The sequence below is a fragment of the Rhodococcus sp. BP-349 genome (assembly GCF_019835845.1).
Taxonomy (GTDB): domain Bacteria; phylum Actinomycetota; class Actinomycetes; order Mycobacteriales; family Mycobacteriaceae; genus Rhodococcoides.
In genome coordinates this window covers 1435614-1456222 of sequence record NZ_JABUDR010000001.1, presented here as the reverse complement: position 1 = coordinate 1456222, position 20609 = coordinate 1435614, and the positions used below count along the sequence as shown (strand labels likewise).

Sequence of the window (20609 nt, the reverse complement as noted above, 5' to 3'; positions counted from 1 at the left end):
GCCGTGTCTCAGCCGAGGAGGGAGGCCGAGTTCGCGCGGCGGAGCTTGCCCGACGACGTCTTCGGAATGGTGCCGGGGCCCAGCACCGCGACCGTGCGAGGTCGAACCCCCACCTCCACGAACACCGCGTGCACGATGTCGTGCTCGATGCGCTTGACCGCTTCGGGATCGGCGATCTCGTTGGTCTCCGCCGCGACCGCGAAACTCTCCCGCTTCTGCCCCGCGTCGAGACGGATCGCCACGGCGTTGCCCGGCCGTACGCCCGCGACGGTGCCCACGGCACGTTCGATGTCCGTCGGATAGATGTTGCGGCCGCCCATGATGATGACGTCCTTGATGCGCCCGCAGACGACGACCAGGCCTTCCTCGGTGAAGTACCCGATATCGCCGGTGTCGAGCCACCCGTCCTCGTCCTGCGCGGACACCGCGCCCTCCACCGTGACGTACCCGGGCGTCACCGCCGGTCCCCGCACGTGGATGACACCGACGCCGCGGCTCGGAAGCACCTGACCCTCGCCGTCGACGACACGCCCCTCGAGATTCGGCACCATCCGGCCGAGCGTCGCGAGACTACGGACGTTGCCCTTGGTCGAAGGAACGGCGCGCCCCATCACCTCGAGCAGGTCCGCGTCGACCACGTCGAGCACCTGACCCTGATCGCGGACCGGGATCGACACCGCGAGCGTGGTCTCCGCCATCCCGTAGACGGGTGCGAGAGCCGTCGGGGCGAGCCCGAACCGGCCGCCCGCCTCGGCGAGGGCGAGCATCGTGTCGGGATCCACCGGCTCTGCACCGTTCCACGCGTAGCGCAACGACGACAGATCGAGGACGGTGTCGGCAGGCGCCTGCTTCAGCCTGCGCGCCAGTAGGGAGTACGCGAAGTTGGGAGCGGCGGTGACGGTGCCGCGGTACTTGTCGATCAGCTGCGCCCACAGCAGCGGCGAGCGCAGGAAGTCGATCGGGGTGATGCTGACGACCTCGGCACCGACCTGCATCGGCACCGACAGGAAGCCGACCATCCCCATGTCGTGGAACAGCGGGAGCCAGCTGACCATCACGTCGTCCTCGAGCGAGTACTCGATGCGATCGATCATCGCGTAGGCGTTGACGTAGAAGTTCTCGTGCGTGATGCGCACGGCCTTGGGAGATCCGGTGGACCCGGAGGTGAGCTGCTGCAACGCGATGTCGGACTCGTCGGTGGGCACCGGATCGGTGTCCTCCCCGCCGCGCAGATCGTCGATGGTCAACACGGTGATCCCGCGTTCCTCGAGGATGGGCGCCGCGGCGTCGAACGGTGCGCCGAGCACCACCGCGGCCGCGTCGATCATCCGGATGACGGTCTCGGTGTCGGCACCCCACACGGCGAGATCGGTGCGCGGCGTCGGTTGATGGAGCATGGTGACGGACGCGCCGCGCATCCACGCCGCCTGGCACGACGGGGCGATGTCCACCGGCTGACCGGCCAGGATGCCGATCGCATCCCCGCGTGACACGCCGGCCGTGGCGAGCCCGCCGGCCATCCGGCGCGCGACCGCGTGAATGTCACCCCACGTCTGCCGCAACGGGGCATCGGGCTCACCGGTGACGAGTCCCCGCTCGGTCGTGGCCGCGGTCGCGTACATCTCCTCGGTGAACCTGCTCAACGTCGCTCCCTCGAAAGGTGGTGTGTGCCGGGTACGCGCACCACTGTTACATCCGGACGACGGTGGCCGCTGTTACGGACGGACGGGCTCGGCGTGTCCGCCGAGTACCCTGGACACGTTCCGACCAGTGATCCGCACGGCTGCGGTCACCGAAGAAAGGCCCTCGTGAGCACCCCGTCCGTCGACACCGACACCACCACCGCGGCTCCCGCGACCGGCACCACCCCGCCGAAGAATCTCCGGCGCGAGGTGGAGCGTCGCCGTACCTTCGCGGTGATCTCGCACCCCGACGCGGGCAAGTCGACGCTCACCGAGGCCCTGGCTCTGCACGCGCGCAAGATCTCCGAGGCCGGTGCGATCCACGGCAAGTCGGGTCGCCGCTCCACCGTCTCCGACTGGATGGAGATGGAGAAGGCGCGCGGCATCTCCGTGAGTTCGACGGCGCTGCAGTTCGACTACGCCGACCACACCATCAATCTGGTGGACACCCCCGGCCACGCCGACTTCTCCGAGGACACCTACCGGGTGCTGACCGCGGTGGACGCCGCCGTGATGCTGATCGACGCGGCGAAGGGTCTGGAACCGCAGACGCTCAAGCTGTTCCAGGTGTGTCGGCACCGCGGCATCCCCGTCATCACCGTCGTCAACAAGTGGGACCGTCCGGGCCGCTCTCCCCTCGAGTTGCTCGACGAGATCGAGGAGCGCATCGGTCTGACGCCGACGCCGCTGTACTGGCCCGTCGGTATCGCGGGTGACTTCCGCGGACTGCTCGACGTGTCGGAACACCAGTACATCCACTTCACCCGCACGGCCGGTGGCGCGACGATCGCACCGGAGGAGTTCCTGGACTCCGAGTCGGCGCAGGCCCGCGAGGGCGACGACTGGACCACCGCCGTCGAGGAGAGTGAGCTGCTCGTCGAGAGCGGGCAGCACCACGACGAGGACGAATTCCTCGCGGGCCGGACGTCTCCGGTGATCTTCGCGTCGGCGATGCTGAACTTCGGCGTGCACCAGATCCTCGACACCCTCGTCTCGTTCGCTCCGGCCCCGGGCCCCCGTCCCGACGTGGCCGGCGGCGAGCGCGAGGTCACCGACCCCTTCAGCGCCGTCGTGTTCAAGGTGCAGGCCGGCATGGACACGGCGCACCGCGACCGCCTCGCCTTCATGCGCGTGGTCTCCGGAGTCTTCGAGCGCGGCATGGTGGTCACCCATGCCCAGACGGGCAAACCGTTCACGACGAAGTACGCGCTGACGGTGTTCGGCCGCGAGCGCACCACCGTGGAGAACGCTTATCCCGGCGACGTCGTCGGGCTGGTCAACGCCACCGCGCTCGCTCCCGGCCACACGTTGTACGCGGATCGCAAGGTCGAGTTCCCGCCGATCCCGTCCTTCGCTCCCGAGCACTTCGCCGTCCTCCGCGCGGAGAGCGCGAGCAAGTACAAGCAGTTCCGTCGCGCCGTGGACCAGATGGATCAGGAGGGTGTCGTCCAGATCCTCCGCAACGACATCCGCGGTGACGCGTCGCCGGTTCTCGCGGCCGTCGGTCCGATGCAGTTCGAGGTGGTGTCCGCGCGGATGAAGTCGGAATTCGGTGTCGAGGCGCGCATGGAGCCCCTGGGGTACTCGATCGCCCGACGGACCGATGCGGCGTCCGCCGGTGAACTGGGTCGCCAACGAGGTGTCGAGGTGTTCACCCGGACGGACGGCGTGATGTTGGCACTGGTCAGTGACAAGTGGCGTCTGCAGTACATCCAGAAGGAGCTGCCGGACCTGCTGCTCGAGCCGCTGGTCGCTGCGGCCGACTGACACTCTGGGACATCTCCACACCACCTCACCCCCTCATTGGTGTCATCTCCAATCCATAGGGAGAGAACTGTTCGCCGTTTCCTTCCCGTGGTACTTTTTCTCTGTTCGAACGTACTTCTGGTTTGTTCTTCGGAAGTATTCGAGTCACGTACCGAGACGATCGAGGAGCAGTCCGAGTAATGAGCGATGGATCAAGTGGGCCCCTCACGGGGATCAAGATCGGCAAGGCACCAGCCCACCGATCCAACGGGACACCTTCGAGCGTCACTCCGAGCACAAGTGAGGTCGACATGACAACCAGTGATCAGATTTCCGAACACGCGTTGCCTGGCGGCAGCACGTCCACCAACGGGTCGTCGAACGGCAGCAGCTTCGCCGCGGGTCGTCACCCGAGTCCCGATCGCCGCACCGCCATGGGCATCGCGTCCATCCGCATCGCGGGTCGGCTGACCCAGAACGAGATCACCAGCCGCGACACGCGCCCGATGGACTCCTCCACCGGTCCCGACGAGCTGCTGCAGCTCCTCGGTGAGTACCTCACCTCCGGTGGGCTCGCGAGCCCCGAGCTGCACGTGCGTTCCAACGGCACGACCGTGGTGCTCGATCTGCAGAACCCCGCCAAGGGCTTCCGCTGATCCTCCCCTGACACACGAGAATGGCCCCCGGCATCGCCGGGGGCCATTCTCGTGCTGTCGTCATCCGTCCCCGTGACGCACGAAGGCGACCCGAGAAGAATCTCGGGTCGCCTCGTACTACTTCACGACGGACACAGTCGGGGGACGACCGCCGCGAAGAGAGTGTTCGTCCTCATGATCCCTGTGGAAAAGGATCAGGCGGGGGGCATCATGACCGAGTCGACCATGTAGACGGTCGCGTTGGCGGTCGTGACGCCACCGCACACCAGGTTGGAGTCGTTGAACTTCAGCGAATCGCCCTCGCCGGTGATGTTGACGGCCTGGCCCTCGACGGAGGTCTGCTCGCCGGCGATCGCGTCGGGCGCGAGCTGGCCGGGGATCACGTGGTACGTGAGGATCTTGGTGAGCAGCGCGGAATCGGTCTTCAGCGTCTCGATGGTGGCCGGGTCGATCTTCGCGAACGCGTCGTCGGTCGGGGCGATGACGGTGAACTCGGAGCCGTTCAGCGTGTCGACCAGGTTGACGTCCGGGTTCAGTCCACCGGAGACCGCTGCGGTCAGGGTGGTGAGGATCGGGTTGTTGGAAGCGGCGACGGCGACCGGATCGGCAGCCATTCCGCTCACGGAGCCGGCACCGTCCGGGACCTGCTCGGCGTAGGCTGCGCAGCCCGAGCCGATGAGGTTGGAGGCCGGGTCGGCACTCGAGTTCATCGCGGTGGAGGAGGACATGGCCGACGAGGTCATCGACTCCATGCTGCTGCTCGCGGTGGTCTCGGTGGTGCTGCTGCTGTCGTCGGACGAACATGCGGACAGTCCGAGGAGTGCAACTGCTGCGAAGCCGACTGCTACTGCACTCTTGCTCTTGGTGACGCTCATGGCGAGAACCCTTCTTGTACGGATCTGATAGCCGCTCACCGCCGGTGATGATCACCGGCCGCTGTCGGTTGTGTCATCCACCATTCGGATCCGGGTCCCATGGGGGATTGGTGACGGTTGTGAGAAAAATTCCCCACCAGTCACTTCGGGGTCCGACCAGGGATCACTCCCTGGGATCGGTACGCCCCGGCCCCAATTCGGCGGGCAGATCGGTCGGAAGGCAGGTTTCCTGTGTGGCCGTGAACCATCCGGTGTAGCGGAACAATCGCCCGAGCGTGCGGCCACGCACCTCGATGTCGATGCGGTGGCGCTGCTGCTCCTCGTCCCACCACTCGCGGCCGATCGTCTCCGCCGACAGGAGACCCGGCGGCTTGATCGACCCACGCGGAGCGAGGAACCGGGGCAGACCGCTGTCGAGCCGCAGGCTACCGTCGGCGTCCGCGGAGCACTGGGTGTGCACCACCATGTCGGGGCCGGCACCGATGTAGTCGAGTGCGCCGCGCGATCCCACGACCATCACCGAGTCGAGTGCCACCTCGTGGCCGGGGAACTGGAAACGACGGACGAACGCGAGCGTGGGCCTGCCCAGCTCGTCCGTGTACGCGTAGTTGGCGATGGTGAAGGGGATGTTCTCGCCCGAGTCGGAGGGGACCATCCGCCGCTTGCCACCGAGCCACAGGGCCGGCGGCGGCAGCAGCGGAGAGTGCGTGATGGTCTCCATGACACCGGTGCCGAACTGCGCCACATGATCGTCCGCACCGAAACCGAAGCGCCACTGCACCTTCGGATGAAGCTTCTCGAACTCCGAGCCCATGACCTCGGACACGACGGATGTCATCGTCACTCCTCGCGCAGAACGCGGTCGCCGATCGACCGCCTGAACGCGAGGGTAGACCGTGTCAGCCCAGTTCCTCGGCCAGCTCCATCCAGCGCTCCTCGACGGAGTCCTTCTCCGCGACGACGGTGAGCAACTCGGCGTTCAGCGACTGCAACGTCGCCGGGTCCGTCGCCGCCTCGGCCAGCGAGACGTGCAGTGCGCGCACCCGATCGTCGAGCTTGACCAGGGAGCGCTCGAGCTTCGAGAGTTCCTTGCGAGCGGCGCGCTCGTCGGCACCGCCCCTGGCCGCTGCCGGCTTCGCTCCCCCGCCGGACGACATGCCGGGAGCCGCGTCGTCGGCTGCGGCGATCCGCGCGCGACGCCGCAGGTACTCCTCGATGCCACCCGGCAGGTTGGTGAGCTTGCCGTCGCCGAACAGGGCCCACGTCGAGTCACAGACACGCTCGATGAGGTACCGGTCGTGGCTGATCACGATCATGGTGCCGGCCCAGCCGTCGAGCAGATCCTCGAGCTGCTGCAGCGTGTCGATGTCGAGGTCGTTGGTCGGCTCGTCGAGGAGCAGGACGTTCGGCTCGGACATCAGGACGCGCGTCAGCTGGAGTCGACGGCGCTCGCCGCCGGACAGGTCACCGACGGGCGTGCGCTGCCGCGCGGGTGTGAAGCCCAACCGCTCGGCGAGCTGCCCGGCGGAGATCTCCCTGTCGCCCAGCTGAATTCGTTCTGCGACGTCCTGGACCGCCTCGAGCACGCGCATGCCCACCGGCAGGTCGTCGAGCTCCTGGCGAAGCCACCCGATGCGCACCGTCGTGCCCTGGATGCGTTTACCGGTGGCCGGTTCCAGTTCTCCGGCGATGGTGCGCAGCAGAGTGGTCTTGCCGGAACCGTTCACCCCGACCAGGCCGATGCGTTCACCCGGCGCCAGGCGCCACGTGAAGTCCTCGACGAGAGTGCGACCGTCCGGCGTGGTCAGCGTCGCGTCCTCGAGTTCGATGACGATGCGACCGAGCCGGGTCTGCGCGAACTTCGACAACGCGACCGAGTCACGCGGCGGCGGCACGTCGGAGATGAGGGCCTCGGCCGCCTCGATGCGGTAGCGCGGCTTGGAGGTGCGCGCGGGCGGACCGCGTCGCAGCCAGGCCAGTTCCTTGCGCGCGAGGTTGCGACGACGGTCCTCGGCGGCGTCGGCCTGACGAGAACGTTCCGCGCGAGCGAAGATCCAGTCGGCGTAGCCGCCCTCGTACGTCTCGACCTGGCCGTTCACCACTTCCCAGGTGCGGGTGGCGACGGTGTCGAGGAACCACCGATCGTGCGTGACGACCACCAGCGACGACCGCCGGTTCACCAGATGCTCGGCCAACCACTGCACGCCCTCGACGTCGAGGTGGTTGGTGGGCTCGTCGAGCACGAGCAGATCGAGGTCCTGCACCAGCGCGGCCGCGAGCGCCGTGCGTCGGCGCTCGCCGCCCGACAACTGCTCGACCGGTGCGTCGAGCCCGAGACCGGTGATGCCGATGCCGTCCAGGACGCTGCGGATCCGGGCGTCACCCGCCCACTCGTGCTCGGCGACCCCCAACGGCGCGAGGACGATGTCCCCGATGGTGGATCCGGGCGGAAGGACACCACGCTGCGTCACGACGGCCATCCGGAGGCCGCCCACGCGACTCACCCGGCCCGCATCGGGCTGCTCGACGCCCGCGAGCACCTCGAGCATGGTGGTCTTGCCGTTGCCGTTCAGTCCCACGACGCCGATGCGCTCGTTCTCCTGGACACCGAGCGAGACGCCGTCGAGAAGCGGCTTGACGCCGAAGGATTTGGAGACCTGCTCCAGGTTGATCAGGTTGGCCATCAGTGTTGTCCCCGGTTCGTGTCGTTCTGGTCGCGTTCGGTGCGCACTCGCGCTCCGCTCACCGGTCCACGTGCCACGCGTACCGTGCGGCAGACGCCGGCGCCGGACAGTTCCGCGCCGACCTCGATCGCGTGGTCGGCGGAGGCGCAGAGGAAGGCGCAGGTGGGGCCGGACCCGGAGACGATGCCGGCGATGGCACCCGCCTCGGTGCCGGCGCGCAGGGTGCGGCGAAGGCCTGGTTCGAGCGACAGCGCCGCGGCCTGGAGGTCGTTGCCCAGGAGCGGCCCGACCCGCGCCGGATCGCCCGACGCCAGGGCCTGCATCAGCTCGTCGGGTGCGCCGAGGCGCGGCGGCGCTCCCCGTTCGCGCAGCCGGTCGAGTTCGCGGTAGACCGCGGGAGTCGAGAGACCGCCCTTCGCGAGAGCGAGCACCCAGTGGAAGGAGTTGCGTGAGAGCACCGGCAGCAGCTTCTCGCCGCGACCCGTGCCGACGGCCGTGCCACCGGCGACGGAGAACGGGACGTCGCTGCCGAGCTGCGCCGCGAAGTCCATGATCTTCTCGCGGGACAGGCCGAGGTTCCAGAGCGCGTCCAGCGCGACGACGGTCGCGGCCGCGTCGGCGCTGCCCCCGGCCATGCCCCCCGCGACGGGAATGCCCTTGTCGATGCTGATGGCGACGGCCGGCCGACGACCGGCATGGGCGGCGACGAGTTCGGCCGCCTTCCACGCCAGGTTGGTGTGGTCGGTGGGAACGATGCCTGCATCGTCCCCGTACACGCTGACGGACAGTGTCTCCGCAGCCACGACGGAGACGTCGTCGACGAGGGAGAGCGCGTGGAAGACGGTGGTGAGTTCGTGGTAGCCGTCGGGGCGCAGGTCACCCACGGCAAGGTGCAGATTGACCTTGGCGGGAGCGCGGACCGAGACCGGCCGCGGAACGACTGTGAGCACGTCTCACCACTGTAGTCGGCGTGCGGCCGAGTACCGAACCGGATCGAGGACCCGAACTGTCCGCTGTCGGGTGCATCATGTGCGACATGCGCGAGACGTCCGCTCGACTGCTGGCTCTGCTGTCGTTGCTGCAGACCCGGCGCGACTGGTCCGGGGCCGATCTGGCCGAACGGCTCCAGATCACCCCGCGCACCGTGCGCCGTGACGTCGACCGGTTGCGGTCACTGGGCTATCCGGTGGACGGAACGGTCGGCGTCGGCGGCGGGTACCGGCTGGGTGCCGGCGCGGAGATGCCACCCCTGCTGCTGACGGACGACGAGGTGATCGCCGTGGCGCTCGGGCTGCAGAGTGGCGCGTCTGCGTCCGTCACCGGCACCGCGGAGTCGTCGATCGGTGCCCTCACCAAGCTGCGACAGGTGATGCCGTCACGGTTGCGCCACCGCCTCGACGCACTACAGATCGACGTCGTCCAGTCACGTCCGGTGCAGTCGAGCGTCGACGCCTCGGTGCTGACGGCGCTGGCGACCGTGTGCCAGAACCACGAGCGCCTGCGCTTCGATTACCGCACCCACGGCGGGGACACCATGCGGCGCGAGGTGGAGCCGTACCGGCTCGTGCGGTCGGGGTTGCGGTGGTACCTCGTGGGCTGGGACCTCGCCCGTGAGGACTGGCGGTCGTTCCGCGTCGACCGCCTCGATCCGAAGGTGCCGACGGGGCCTCGCTTCACTCCTCGGGCCCTGCCCGAGGGCGGCGCCGCGGAGTTCGTGTCGAGGGGCATCGATCAGGCGTTCTCGGCCGCCCGCGGACGGGTCGTCCTGCACGTGCCGTTCGAGCGGATCGAGGATCGCGTCGATCCGCAGTGGGGCACCCTCGCCCGGCTCGACGACGAGCGGTGCGAGGTCTCGATCACCGCGGACACCTACCCGTCGATGGCGCGGTGGCTCGCCGCCTTCGACGTGGACTTCACCGTGTGCGGTCCGCAGGAGTTGATCGACGCCTGCGAGGTCGAGTCACGGCGACTCGACCGTGTCGCCGCCCGATATGCCCGTGCCCGCGACGAGCACAGCGCGCGTCAGGACTCGTGACCACCGGTGGTCTGCGCCAGTCGGACGAACGCGGCGGCGTCGAGCGTCTCCCCGCGCGCCGACGGGTCGATCCCCGCCTCGACGAGTCGCGTCTCCGCCATGGCCGCCGACCCGGCCCACCCCGCCAGAGCCGCACGTAACGTCTTGCGCCGCTGCGCGAATGCCGCGTCCACGACAGCGAACAGAGTGCGGCGGAACGTCTCGTCCATCGGCCACTGCGGATTCTCGTGCCGATCGACGCGCACCAGACCCGACTCCACCTGCGGCACCGGCCAGAACACCGAACGGCCCACGGCGCCCGCGCGGCGGACGTCGCCGAAGTACGCGGCCTTCACACTCGGCACCCCGTAGGTCTTGCTGCCGGGAGGAGCCGCCAGCCGGTCCGCCACCTCCGACTGCACCATCACCAGCGCGGTGCGCAGGGTGGGGATCAGGGCGAGCAGGTGCAGCAGCACCGGCACCGCCACGTTGTACGGGAGGTTGGCGACCAGTGCGGTCGGCGCGCCGGGAATCTCGTCGCGGCGCACGCGCAGGGCGTCGGCACCGACCACCGCCAACCGGTCGACACGCGTCTCGGCGCGCTCGGCGACGGTCCGCGGAAGACGCTGCGCCAGTACCGGATCGATCTCCACGGCGACCACGTCGTGCACGAGGTCGAGCAGGGCCAGGGTCAGCGATCCGAGCCCCGGCCCCACCTCGAGCACCGTGTCGTCCGGACCGACTCCGGCCGCCGTCACGATGCGCCGCACCGTGTTCGCGTCGTGGACGAAGTTCTGGCCGAGGGTCTTGGTGGGCCGGACGCCCAGCTCGGCTGCGAGGGTGCGCACCTCCGCGGGCCCCAGCAGGCGGACGCGTGCCGGACCGGCTGCGGAATCGGACGCCGGCGAATCGGACGTCGGCGGGGAGACGGGAGGTTCGGACACGGGTGGAGCGTATGTCAGCGCAGCCCGAGCCTGCTGGTGCAGGAGGGCCAGGCGCCCCAGCCCTGGGTGCGCTGGGTCTGCGACGCGATCGCGATCTGCTCCTCGCGGGTGGCCAGGTCGGCGCGCGCCGCGTACTTGAGCCCGCCCTGCCGCTCCCAGGTGTTCTGGTCGAACTGCACGCCGCCGAAGAAGCCGTTGCCCGTGTTGATGGCCCAGTTCCCCGTGGCCTCGCACTGCGCGAGAGCGTCCCACACGGCGCCGTTCTCGACCGGCGGTACCTCGGTGCCGGGCTTGGCACCGACGCGCACGGTCTTGGCCACCGGCGGTGTCGTGACGTCGGCCTTCACGAGGGTGCGGGAGACCTCGACGCCGTTGACCTTCTGCACCGAGTAGGTCGCGTTCTGCTCACCCGGAGCGCCGTCGGACTCCTCGATGGTCTTGCTCATGTTCATCGTCGGGTCCTCGATGCGCTGATCGGGTGCGACCACGGGCTCGGTGACGCTGACGGTCTCGGTCCGGTCGCGGGTCACCGTGACCACGGCGCCCTCGACGAGGGGCGTGTTCGCCGCGGGCGCGACGGTGTCGTTCTGCTCGAGGGGTACACCGGCCGCGGCGAGGAAATCGCCGATGGTGGGAGCAGCGAGCCGCATCGGTGCGGGCGGCGCGGCGCCGTCGGCGAGGGTCACGGACTTCGGCAGCACGACGTTGACAGAGGCACCGTCGAGCGGCAGCGGGTCGGACTCCGACTCGTCGATGTGGACGTCGGGAGCGATGCCGAGCTGATCCTTGGCCTCGGCCACGGTGGCGGCCGTGGTCCACACCGTGGACGGCGCGCCGTCCACTGTCAGGGTGACCTCGCGAGCCCGTTTGAGCGTGACGGTCTCCCCGTCGGCGAGGGGCGCGTCCGCGGCGGGCGCCACCTCGTCCCGCTCGGTGGGCTGATATCCGGCGGCCTGGAGGGCGCTGCGGACGTCGGTCGTCATCGTGGAGAGCTGGACCTGCTGCCCGTCGACGTCGATCGTGACCGTCTTGTGGCGGGCCACCGCGACGCTCGCTCCCACGACGAGGGTGGCGAGAAGCGCAGCCACCACGACGTACAGCAGGCGGGACCGGGCGGAGTTGAGTCTGGCGACATGCGACATCGTTACTGCGCTCCCGCCCCGGTGGACACGACTGGTCGAACGGACATCACGGACGAATAACGCAACTTCGATTTCCTTGCCAGGTCGAGACGATCACGAGCTCTCCGAGCCCGCGCCACGCTTACACGATCACGATACGGTAACGAGCGGGCACAGGTTCGGCAACTTCATGGCCTCGAGCAGCCCCGCGACCGTTCCTACTTTCCGGTAAGGGTCGCCGCGAGTCTCCCGGCCGATAGGGTCCGACCCGACTGTTCACCTGCACCAGACCGGAAGGCTCTTCGTGAATCCGACCTCCCCACCGCGATCCGAACGGGGCCGGTGGCACCGACTGCGCCGCCTCCCGGCGATCACCGCCGTCGTGGCACTCGTCGCGTTGGTGCTCGCACCCGCAGCGCAGGCCCAGCCGGCGCCCCCGAGCCCGGTGGAGGGTCGCACGTTCGCCATCGCCACCGACGTGACCTTCGCACCGTTCGAGTTCCAGAACTCCGACGGTCAGTTCGTCGGCATCGACATGGACCTCATCCGGGCGATCGCGGAGGACCAGGGTTTCCAGGTCGACATCCGGCCCCTCGGGTTCGACGCGGCGTTGCAGGCAGTGCAGGCGAACCAGGCCGACGGCGTCATCGCCGGTATGACGATCACGCCGGCGCGCGAGGCGGTGTTCGACTTCTCCGAGCCCTACTTCGAGTCCGGCGTGCAGATGGCCGTGCTCGAGAACTCGTCGATCACCTCGTACGACGATCTCTCCGGGCAGCAGGTCGCGGTCAAGAACGGCACCGAGGGCGCCGACTTCGCGGAGAGCATCAAGGCGCAGTACGGCTTCACGACGCGGTACTTCGCCGACTCCGCCAGCATGTACGACGAGGTGCGCACCGGGAACTCGGTCGCCGTGTTCGACGACTACCCGGTGCTGCAGTACGGCATCACCCAGGGGAACGGTCTGAAGACGGTCACGGAGAAGGAGTCGCCCAGCAACTACGGCTTCGCCGTGAACAAGGGTGCCAACCCGGAGCTGCTCGCCGCGTTCGACACCGGACTGGCCAACCTGCGGTCCTCCGGCCAGTACGACGAGATCCTCGGTACCTACATCGGCGCCGCGGCCGACGAGACGGACAACTCGATCCCCGGACTGATCAAGAGCGAGTACAAGGAACTGCTGAAGGGCCTCTGGCTGACGATCGTCCTGACGGTCATCTCCATCGTGGTGGCGCTGATCCTCGGTGCCGTCTTCGGACTCTTCCGGGTGTCGACCAAGGCGTGGCTGCGCGGCATCGGCGCCACCTACGTGGCGATCTTCCGCGGCACACCGCTACTGGTGCAGGCCTTCTTCATCTACTTCGGCATTCCCGCCGCGCTCGGTTTCCAGATGTCGGCGTTCACCGCCGGCATCATCACGCTGTCGCTCAACGCCGGTGCGTACATGGCGGAGATCGTCCGCGGCGGCATCCTGTCGGTGGACAAGGGCCAGATGGAGGCCTCGCGGAGCCTCGGCATCAGTTACCTGACGTCCATGCGCAAGGTCGTGATGCCGCAGGCGATCCGGACGATGATCCCGTCGTACATCAATCAGTTCGTCATCACGCTGAAGGACACCTCGATCCTGTCGGTGATCGGCCTCGCCGAGCTCACCCAGTCGGGGCGGATCATCATCGCCCGCAACTTCCAGTCGTTCAACATGTGGCTGATCATCGGTGTCATGTACTTCGTCATCATCATGGCGTTGACGATGCTGTCGAACCGTCTCGAGAAGAGGATCAACAAGTGAGCACCGAGACCACCGCGCCCGACGCCGCTGCGGCCGAGGTCAAGATCCGCGCCATCGGACTGAAGAAGTCGTTCGGCGATCTCGAAGTGCTCAAGGGCCTCGACGTCGACGTCCACTCGGGCGAGGTGGTGTGTGTCATCGGCCCGTCCGGTTCCGGCAAGAGCACCTTCCTCCGGTGCCTCAACAAGCTCGAGGACATCACGGGCGGCACTGTCGTGGTCGACGGTTTCGACCTGACCGATCCGAAGGTGAACCTCGACTCCGTGCGCCAGCACATCGGCATGGTGTTCCAGCACTTCAACCTCTTCCCCCACATGAGCGTCATCGAGAACGTGATGCTCGCGCCCGTCGAGACGAAGAAGTCGGACAAGGGGAAGGCGCGCGAGAACGCCGTCCGCCTGCTGGCCCAGGTGGGTCTGGCCGACAAGGAGAACGCCAAGCCGGCGCAGTTGTCCGGTGGGCAGAAGCAGCGCGTCGCGATCGCGCGGGCGCTCGCCATGGACCCGGACATCATGCTGTTCGACGAGGCCACGAGTGCGCTCGACCCCGAGATGGTCGGCGAGGTCCTGCAGGTTCTCCGCGATCTGGCGAAGGGCGGCATGACGATGGTCGTCGTCACGCACGAGATGGGCTTCGCCCGCGAGGTGTCCGACCGTGTGATCTTCATGGCGGAGGGGTACATCGTCGAGGAGGGCTCGCCGGACGACCTGTTCGGCAATCCGCAGCACGAGCGAACGAAGGACTTCCTCGACAAGGTCCTGTGAGACGCGGGCCCCGCACCGAGAAGCCGCTACACCGACGAGAGGCACGACAGTGAGCGACGACCAAGAGATCATGCAGAAGATCACGGCCAAGATCGACGCTCGGTTGGGTGCGCAGACGAACGGTCTGCAGAACGAGGTGCCGCCCGGAGCGAGCACGCAGGACGACGACGAGGACGGTGAGCGTGGTCCCCTGGGCCGCGATTACCACCTCGCGGGCAAGTACGCGCAGGCCCTGGCCATCAACGAGCCCAGCGTGATCGACCGCGCCGAGTTCGATCGACTGGTGGAGACGTACGGCGACGACGACTGATCCGTCGCCGCGACCCGATCGTGACCTGAGCACCGGTAACGATCGGGTGGTGGTCGCCGACACACCCTTCGACCGCCGAGCAGAACGCTCGGTACGGACACCCTGGAGGCCCGGTGACCACTCTCCCTCGTTCGATGGCCGTTCTCGCGATGGCGGCGTGCGCCGCCGCGGCCGTGTCGTGCGGTTCCGGCGGCACGACCGGGACGGCGCTCCCCGCCGACGACCCGGCACCCTCGTCGTCTACTCCGGCACCGGCACCGGCACCCGCACCCGCGCCGGAGACGAGCGTGGAGACGCAGACCGAGACGGTCACCGTGCCCGCACCCGCGCCGGTGCAACCTGCGCAGATCGTGCCGTGTGTGGATCCGAACTCGCTGAACGTGCGCACTGCCGTGGCGAATCTGGGTACCGACTCGCAGGGCGGGGTGTTCGTCATCGACGACCACACTCCCGGCACCAGCGCCGACGGATGCCCGACGCTGGAGTGGGCGCGGGCGACGGGCACCGGCATCCGGAACGGGACGGTGCAGTCGCACGTCCTGTTCTTCACCAACTCGGGTGACTACCTGGGGACCGCCACGTCGGACGCGTACAGCTACACCTCGGTGGTCGGTGCGACCGACTCCACGGTGACGGTGCGGTACCGCTGGCTGAACGAGAGCGACGCGTTCTGCTGCCCGTCCAACACCTCCTACGTCGACTTCACGCTCGACGGCGGCACTATCGTCCCCAACGGTCAGTTCCCGCCCCCGAACTAGAGGCGGTAGACCCGCTCCGCCGTCGACGTCGCCGATGCAGCGACGTCCTCGGCGGAACGGCCGGTCGCCTCCGCCAGGGCGCGCGCCGTGTACGGCAGGCAGTAGGGCTCGTTGGGTGCGCCGCGGTACGGATGCGGCGTCAGGAACGGGGCGTCGGTCTCGAGCAGGAACTGCCCGTCCGGCACCAACTGGGCCGCTTCCCGCAATTCGTGGGAATTCTTGAAACTCACCGTCCCGGAGAAGCTGAGCACATAGCCGGCGTCGACGCACACCTCGGCCATCTCGGGACCCGACGAGAAGCAGTGGAAGATCACCGTCTCGGGCGCGCCCTCGTCGAGGAGCACCGCGAGAACGTCGTGGTCCGCGTCGCGGTTGTGGATCATCAGTGGTTTGCCGACGCGCTTCGCCAGATCGATGTGCCACCGGAAGCCCTCGACCTGCTCCTCCACCGCGGCGCAACCGTCGAGCTTCCCCGGCCAGTAGTAGTCGAGACCGGTCTCCCCCACGGCGACGGTGCGGGGATCTCGCGCGAGGCGTTCGATCTCGGTCTTCACCTCGTCGGTGAGCACGTTCGCCCGCGTCGGGTGGATGGCGGTGGCCGCGAAGACGCGCGGATCCCAGTGCGCGGCGGCGACGGCGAAACGAGCGGCGTCCAGATCGTCCGCGACGGTGACGACTCGGCCCACCCCGACGGACTCGGCGCAGTCGAGAACGGCCGCGACGGACGCTGCATCGGTGGCCCCACACGCGTCGAGGTGCGTGTGCGCGTCCACGAGCGGTGCGAGCGGACTGGGCAAGTCGGGGGCGGGACGGTCTCTCGGCACGAAAGATAGAGTAGGCGCACCATGACTGAGACCGGTTCGACCAAGCCTGCGTTCTACATCACGACCGCTATCGCCTACCCGAACGGTGATCCCCACATCGGCCACGCGTACGAGTACATCTCCACCGATGTCCTCGCTCGGTTCAAGCGGCTCGACGGGTTCGACGTGCGGTTCCTGACGGGAACGGACGAGCACGGTCTGAAGATGGCGCAGACGGCGTCGAAGGAGGGTATCTCCACCGCCGATCTGGCGCGCCGGAACTCGGACGCGTTCCAGGCCATGCAGGAGTCGTTGAAGATCACGTTCGACAGGTTCATCCGCACCACGGACGCCGACCACCTCGAGGCCAGCCGCGACCTGTGGCAGAAGATGACCGACAACGGCGACATCTACCTCGACTCGTACAGCGGGTGGTACTCGGTGCGGGACGAGGCGTACTACGCCGAGGGCGAGACCACCCTGCAGGACGACGGTTCCCGCATCGCGACCGAGTCGGGCACCCCGGTGGAGTGGACGGAGGAGTCGACGTACTTCTTCCGGCTGTCCGCTTACCAGGACAAGCTGCTCGCGCTGTACGAGGAGCGTCCCGAGTTCATTCTCCCGGCGGGTCGCCGCAACGAGGTGGCGAGCTTCGTGAAGTCCGGTCTCAAGGACCTGTCGATCTCACGGTCCACCTTCGACTGGGGTGTCCAGGTTCCCGGCGATCCCGACCACGTCATGTACGTGTGGGTCGACGCGTTGACGAACTACCTCACCGGCGTCGGCTACCCCGACACCGACAGCGAGTCGTTCCGGAAGTTCTGGCCGGCCGACGTCCACATGATCGGCAAGGACATCGTGCGATTCCACGCCGTGTTCTGGCCGGCGTTCCTGATGTCGGCAGGTGTCGAATTGCCGAAACGCGTGTTCGCGCACGGCTTCCTGACCAACAAGGGCGAGAAGATGTCCAAGTCGGTGGGCAACGTCGTCAGCCCGGCGGCCTTGATCGAGGAGTACGGCCTGGACTCGTTGCGCTTCTTCCTCCTGCGCGAGGTGTCGTTCGGACAGGACGGCAGCTACAGCCACGAGGCGATCGTCACCAGGATCAACGCCGACCTGGCGAACGAACTGGGGAACCTGGCTCAGCGGTCGCTGTCCATGGTGGCCAAGAACTGCGGTGCGCAGGTGCCGACACCCGGCGAGTTCACCGCCGACGACGAGGCGATGCTCGCTCGCGTCGATGCCCTTCACGCCGTGGTGCGCGGCCACATGGACGCCGTCGAGATGCACCTGGCGCTCGACGCGATCTGGTCGGTACTCGCGGAGACCAACCGCTACTTCTCGTCGCAGGAACCGTGGGTTCTGCGCAAGACGGATCCGGCCCGCATGGCGACGGTGCTGTACGTGACCCTCGAGGTGCTCCGCGTGACCGTCCTGCTGACCCAGCCGTTCATGCCCGACAGCACAGCGAAGCTGCTCGACCTGCTCGGGGTGACGGACCGCGAGTTCGACTCGCTGACAACGCGTCTCACCCCCGGCGTCGCGCTGCCCAAGCCCACCGGCGTCTTCCCCCGCTACGTCGAACCGGAGGAGTGAGCCTCGGTCGCGCCTCGGTCACCGAACACGACCGACACCGCGACGACCGCCGCGAGGATCAGAGCCGCGACGGCCGCACTGACGATCGCGGATCCGGGAATCGCGGTGGCCGCGAGCACCGCGAGGGCGCCGACCGGAGTGGCGACGTTGACGATGCCGGTCGAGCGCGGCCTGATGGCCAGAGCCCAGAAACAGAACACGAACAGCGCCACGGGCACGGTGATGGTGGCCGACGCCGCCCGATCCGACAACGAGCCGCCGCCCTCGATGTGCGCGACGGCCACCTCGATGCCGGCCGACACGGCGCCGGCCGCCGCGAACACGACATAATGGGTGTAGCCGAAACCGAGTGATCTCCCCAGCCGGGCGCCGACCGAGTCCTCCTGCGACACCGAGAAGTACAGCCACCACATGGTGGCCACCACCACGAGCGTGGCCATCGCGAGGCCGACGAGCTCGGCCGTGTGATCGTGCTCGGAGATGCCGCCCACGATGGCGGTCGCCGAGGCGAGCAACGACTCCCCCAGCAGAATCAGTGTGAAGAGTCCGTAGCGCTCGGCGATGTGTTCGCCGTGCAGCGGGGTGCGTCCGGAACGCTCGCTCAGCACCGGTACCGAGATCTCGGCCGCCACCAGGACGACGAAGCTGACCACGGCGACGCTGTCCGGCAGCGCCAGCCTGGCCACCCACAGCACCTGCACCAGGGTGATGCCCACCGCGTACCGGGTGGCGGTGGCACGGAACTCGCTGTTGCGCAGGCCCGCCCGGATCCACTGGCTCACCATCGCCAGCCGCATCACCACGTAGCCGGCGGTCACCAACCGGTAGTCGTAGTCGACCATCGCGTCGGTGACACCGCTCGCCAGAATCAGCACGCCTGCCATCTGCACGATGGTGGTCACCCGGTACAGCCAGTCGTCGGTGTCGAACGACGTGGCGAACCAGGTGAAGTTCATCCACGCCCACCAGATGGCGAAGAACACCATCGCGTACGCGCCGACGCCGGAGAGGAAGTGGCCGTCCTCGAGTTGGTGCGCCAACTCGACCGACGCGAACGACACGGCCACCACGAACACCAGGTCGAAGAACAGCTCCAGCGAGCTGGCGGCGCGATGCTCCTCGTGGGGATCGCGCGGAAGCATCGGCCGCAGTGCGAGACTCACCCGTCGGCCAGCTTCTCGAGCTCCTCCAGCGCGGTGTCGAGATGCGTGAGCATGCGCTGCAGCGACGGCACGCTGCGCCGATCTCCGACCAGTCCGAAGTTGACGTTGTCGGCGTTGGTCGCGAGTGTGATGTTGAGCGCCTGCCCGTCCAGCACGATCGACGCCGGGTACACACCGTCGAGTTTCGCACCGTTCCAGTACATCTCGGTCTTCGGACCGGGCACGTTCGAGATGATGACGTTGAACGGGGGCGGCGTGTTGCGCACGAAGCCCGGTACCGGCGTGAGCAGCAGCGGGGCCATCACGGCCGCGCCGTAGCTGAGCGCCTGCAGCGGAGACAGGGTGCGCATCATCGCCTTCGACTCGTTCATCGACGAGACGACGGCGGCGAGTCGGCGTTCCGGATCGGGCTGGTCGGTACCGAGGTTGCACAGCACCGTGGTGACGGCGTTACCGCCGTCCGCGTCCGCGCCGGCCTCCCGCATGGACACCGGCACCATCGCGATCAGCGGCTGGTCGGGCAGTGCGTTGCGGTCGATGAGATAGGACCGCAGCGCCCCGGAGCACATCGTCAGCACCACGTCGTTCAGCGTGACCCCCAGCGCTGCCGCGATGTCCTTCATCCGCGACTTGGACCATTGCTGCGACGCGAAGCGGCGTGCCCCGCCGATCGGCACGTTGAGCATCGTCCGAGGTGCGGTCAGAGGCAGCACCATCTCGTTGCCGCGCAGCTTGTTCAGACCGATCCGCGCCGCGGCGGGTCCGACCCCGGCGAGCTCGCCGGCGGCCTTGACGCCCGTCGACAACAGTGACAGGACGCCACCCTCGTCGACCTTCGCCACCTCGGTGCTCTTCTTCTTCGGCCGCTCGAAGAGCGCCGGGTTCCAGATCGGGCCGCAGTCGCGGGCATCGGGATCGGTGGTCAGGGTGCGCTCGAACAACTTGAGCGCCGAGACACCGTCGACCAGCGAGTGGTGGATCTTGCTGTAGAGCGCGACGCGGCCGTCGGCCAACCCCTCGATGATGTGCAGCTCCCACATCGGACGGTGCCGGTCGAGAGGCGCACTGTGCTCGGCGGAGATGTAGCGCAGCAGCTCGCGGATGCGGCCCGGCCGCGGCAGCATGATGCGGCGGACGTGATGCTCGAAGTCGAGATCCTCGTCGTAGATCCAGCGCACGGTGCCCATGAAGTTGACCGGCGGAGCCGGGCGTTTGCGGAAGAGCTTGTAGACGTCGGTGGCGGCCTGGAACGTCTCGTAGAGCTGCATCCCGAAGTCGTCGCCGGCGTCCTCCGGGGGCACGAACAGTTGCAGTCCCCCGACGTGCATGGGGTGCTCGCGCGTCTCGGCCAGGAGGAACATGGACTCTGTGACCGGCATGAAGGGCATGGGGGCGGACCTCTCTCGAACTGCGGAACCGCGTGGTCACGGTACGGCTCACCTGCAGGTTCACTGTGCTACTCGGAAGTAACGAACCCACAACTATTGCGACAACGTGGAGTCACGGTGTGACCCCGGCAACAACTATTCCTCGAGAAGTGTTTCGTTTCGGCCCTATCGTGCGATTCACAGTACGAGCAAGGAAGTGGAGGGCCACCCATGAGCATCGCCTCGGCCGAGATGACCGCACCGTCGTCGCTGACACGTTCGTCCGCCAGTCGCCGCGTGCGGCGCGCACTCGGCGTCGGCACCGCCGTCGACCGCC

Annotated in this window: 18 protein-coding genes; 8 read left to right on the top strand and 10 right to left on the bottom strand. The window is 68.0% G+C overall.

Annotated elements, in window-relative coordinates; genetic code table 11:
- Positions 1–8 precede the first annotated feature (8 nt).
- Positions 9–1643, bottom strand: coding sequence for a fatty acyl-AMP ligase (locus tag HQ325_RS06905; protein WP_222627577.1), 1635 nt, complete (start codon positions 1641–1643; stop codon positions 9–11).
- Between the two features lie 165 nt (positions 1644–1808).
- On the opposite strand from HQ325_RS06905, the gene HQ325_RS06900 reads away from it, so the two are divergent.
- Both HQ325_RS06900 and HQ325_RS06895 read left to right on the top strand, forming a co-directional pair.
- A complete protein-coding gene (locus tag HQ325_RS06900) occupies positions 1809–3449 on the top strand; it encodes a peptide chain release factor 3 (protein WP_222627575.1) in 1641 nt (546 codons plus the stop codon).
- A 290-nt stretch (positions 3450–3739) separates the two neighbouring features.
- A complete protein-coding gene (locus tag HQ325_RS06895) occupies positions 3740–4084 on the top strand; it encodes a hypothetical protein (protein ID WP_261777717.1) in 345 nt (114 codons plus the stop codon).
- A gap of 194 nt (positions 4085–4278) precedes the next feature.
- Here the strand turns inward: HQ325_RS06895 and HQ325_RS06890 are convergent, their stop codons facing one another.
- From HQ325_RS06890 to HQ325_RS06875, 4 genes are all read right to left on the bottom strand, one after another.
- Positions 4279–4959: a fasciclin domain-containing protein gene (locus HQ325_RS06890; protein ID WP_222627570.1), complete on the bottom strand. Its 681-nt coding sequence runs from the start codon at positions 4957–4959 to the stop codon at positions 4279–4281.
- Between the two features lie 163 nt (positions 4960–5122).
- Positions 5123–5797 carry a DUF4166 domain-containing protein gene (locus HQ325_RS06885; RefSeq protein WP_222627568.1) on the bottom strand — a complete coding sequence of 225 codons (675 nt, stop codon included), beginning with the start codon at positions 5795–5797 and terminating at the stop codon, positions 5123–5125.
- Between the two features lie 61 nt (positions 5798–5858).
- Positions 5859–7643, bottom strand: coding sequence for an ABC-F family ATP-binding cassette domain-containing protein (locus tag HQ325_RS06880; RefSeq protein ID WP_222627566.1), 1785 nt, complete (start codon positions 7641–7643; stop codon positions 5859–5861).
- The gene (locus HQ325_RS06875; RefSeq protein ID WP_222627563.1) at positions 7643–8593 is read right to left on the bottom strand and encodes a 4-(cytidine 5'-diphospho)-2-C-methyl-D-erythritol kinase; all 951 of its coding nucleotides are present in this window, start codon (positions 8591–8593) and stop codon (positions 7643–7645) included. Before HQ325_RS06875 ends, HQ325_RS06880 begins: the two co-directional genes overlap by 1 nt.
- An 86-nt stretch (positions 8594–8679) precedes the next feature.
- Between HQ325_RS06875 and HQ325_RS06870 the strand changes: the two genes are divergently transcribed.
- Positions 8680–9678: a YafY family protein gene (locus HQ325_RS06870; protein WP_222627561.1), complete on the top strand. Its 999-nt coding sequence runs from the start codon at positions 8680–8682 to the stop codon at positions 9676–9678.
- Here the strand turns inward: HQ325_RS06870 and rsmA are convergent.
- Together rsmA and HQ325_RS06860 are read right to left on the bottom strand one after the other, a co-directional pair.
- The gene (gene rsmA, locus HQ325_RS06865; RefSeq protein WP_222629010.1) at positions 9666–10523 is read right to left on the bottom strand and encodes a 16S rRNA (adenine(1518)-N(6)/adenine(1519)-N(6))-dimethyltransferase RsmA; all 858 of its coding nucleotides are present in this window, start codon (positions 10521–10523) and stop codon (positions 9666–9668) included. The two genes, HQ325_RS06870 and rsmA, sit on opposite strands and share 13 nt — an antisense overlap.
- A gap of 92 nt (positions 10524–10615) precedes the next feature.
- A complete protein-coding gene (locus HQ325_RS06860; protein ID WP_222627559.1) occupies positions 10616–11743 on the bottom strand; it encodes a resuscitation-promoting factor in 1128 nt (375 codons plus the stop codon).
- A 379-nt stretch (positions 11744–12122) separates the two neighbouring features.
- Here HQ325_RS06860 and HQ325_RS06855 point away from each other — a divergent pair, with 379 nt between their 5' ends.
- From HQ325_RS06855 to HQ325_RS06840, 4 genes are all read left to right on the top strand, one after another.
- The gene (locus tag HQ325_RS06855) at positions 12123–13511 is read left to right on the top strand and encodes an amino acid ABC transporter substrate-binding protein/permease (protein WP_374107210.1); all 1389 of its coding nucleotides are present in this window, start codon (positions 12123–12125) and stop codon (positions 13509–13511) included.
- Positions 13508–14275: an amino acid ABC transporter ATP-binding protein gene (locus tag HQ325_RS06850; RefSeq protein ID WP_308014285.1), complete on the top strand. Its 768-nt coding sequence runs from the start codon at positions 13508–13510 to the stop codon at positions 14273–14275. The genes HQ325_RS06855 and HQ325_RS06850 overlap by 4 nt, the downstream gene beginning before the upstream one ends.
- Before the next feature lie 49 nt (positions 14276–14324).
- Complete coding sequence (locus tag HQ325_RS06845; protein WP_027504090.1) at positions 14325–14585, top strand: hypothetical protein; 261 nt, start codon at positions 14325–14327, stop codon at positions 14583–14585.
- Positions 14586–14698: 113 nt separating this feature from the next.
- A complete protein-coding gene (locus HQ325_RS06840) occupies positions 14699–15343 on the top strand; it encodes an LppP/LprE family lipoprotein (RefSeq protein ID WP_222627557.1) in 645 nt (214 codons plus the stop codon).
- Here HQ325_RS06840 and HQ325_RS06835 read toward each other — a convergent pair.
- Entirely contained in the window at positions 15340–16167 is an 828-nt protein-coding gene (locus HQ325_RS06835) for a TatD family hydrolase (protein WP_222627555.1), read from the bottom strand. The genes HQ325_RS06840 and HQ325_RS06835 overlap by 4 nt on opposite strands.
- Positions 16168–16188: 21 nt before the next feature.
- Here HQ325_RS06835 and metG point away from each other — a divergent pair, with 21 nt between their 5' ends.
- Positions 16189–17742 carry a methionine--tRNA ligase gene (gene metG, locus HQ325_RS06830; RefSeq protein ID WP_222627553.1) on the top strand — a complete coding sequence of 518 codons (1554 nt, stop codon included), beginning with the start codon at positions 16189–16191 and terminating at the stop codon, positions 17740–17742.
- On the opposite strand, the gene HQ325_RS06825 is transcribed toward metG, so the two are convergent.
- Both HQ325_RS06825 and HQ325_RS06820 read right to left on the bottom strand, forming a co-directional pair.
- A complete protein-coding gene (locus HQ325_RS06825) occupies positions 17721–18905 on the bottom strand; it encodes a low temperature requirement protein A (RefSeq protein ID WP_308014284.1) in 1185 nt (394 codons plus the stop codon). The two genes, metG and HQ325_RS06825, sit on opposite strands and share 22 nt — an antisense overlap.
- The gene (locus HQ325_RS06820) at positions 18902–20293 is read right to left on the bottom strand and encodes a wax ester/triacylglycerol synthase family O-acyltransferase (RefSeq protein WP_222627551.1); all 1392 of its coding nucleotides are present in this window, start codon (positions 20291–20293) and stop codon (positions 18902–18904) included. The genes HQ325_RS06825 and HQ325_RS06820 overlap by 4 nt, the downstream gene beginning before the upstream one ends.
- Positions 20294–20609 lie beyond the last annotated feature (316 nt).

What these genes read in the sequence shown, in the direction of transcription:
- HQ325_RS06895 (WP_261777717.1), top strand. Translation starts at nt 3,740, where the DNA reads ATGACAACCAGTGATCAGATTTCCGAACACGCGTTGCCTGGCGGCAGC.
- HQ325_RS06890 (WP_222627570.1), bottom strand. Translation starts at nt 4,959, where the DNA reads ATGAGCGTCACCAAGAGCAAGAGTGCAGTAGCAGTCGGCTTCGCAGCA.
- HQ325_RS06885 (WP_222627568.1), bottom strand. Translation starts at nt 5,797, where the DNA reads ATGACATCCGTCGTGTCCGAGGTCATGGGCTCGGAGTTCGAGAAGCTT.
- HQ325_RS06880 (WP_222627566.1), bottom strand. Translation starts at nt 7,643, where the DNA reads ATGGCCAACCTGATCAACCTGGAGCAGGTCTCCAAATCCTTCGGCGTC.
- HQ325_RS06870 (WP_222627561.1), top strand. Translation starts at nt 8,680, where the DNA reads ATGCGCGAGACGTCCGCTCGACTGCTGGCTCTGCTGTCGTTGCTGCAG.
- HQ325_RS06860 (WP_222627559.1), bottom strand. Translation starts at nt 11,743, where the DNA reads ATGTCGCATGTCGCCAGACTCAACTCCGCCCGGTCCCGCCTGCTGTAC.
- metG (WP_222627553.1), top strand. Translation starts at nt 16,189, where the DNA reads ATGACTGAGACCGGTTCGACCAAGCCTGCGTTCTACATCACGACCGCT.
- HQ325_RS06820 (WP_222627551.1), bottom strand. Translation starts at nt 20,293, where the DNA reads ATGCCCTTCATGCCGGTCACAGAGTCCATGTTCCTCCTGGCCGAGACG.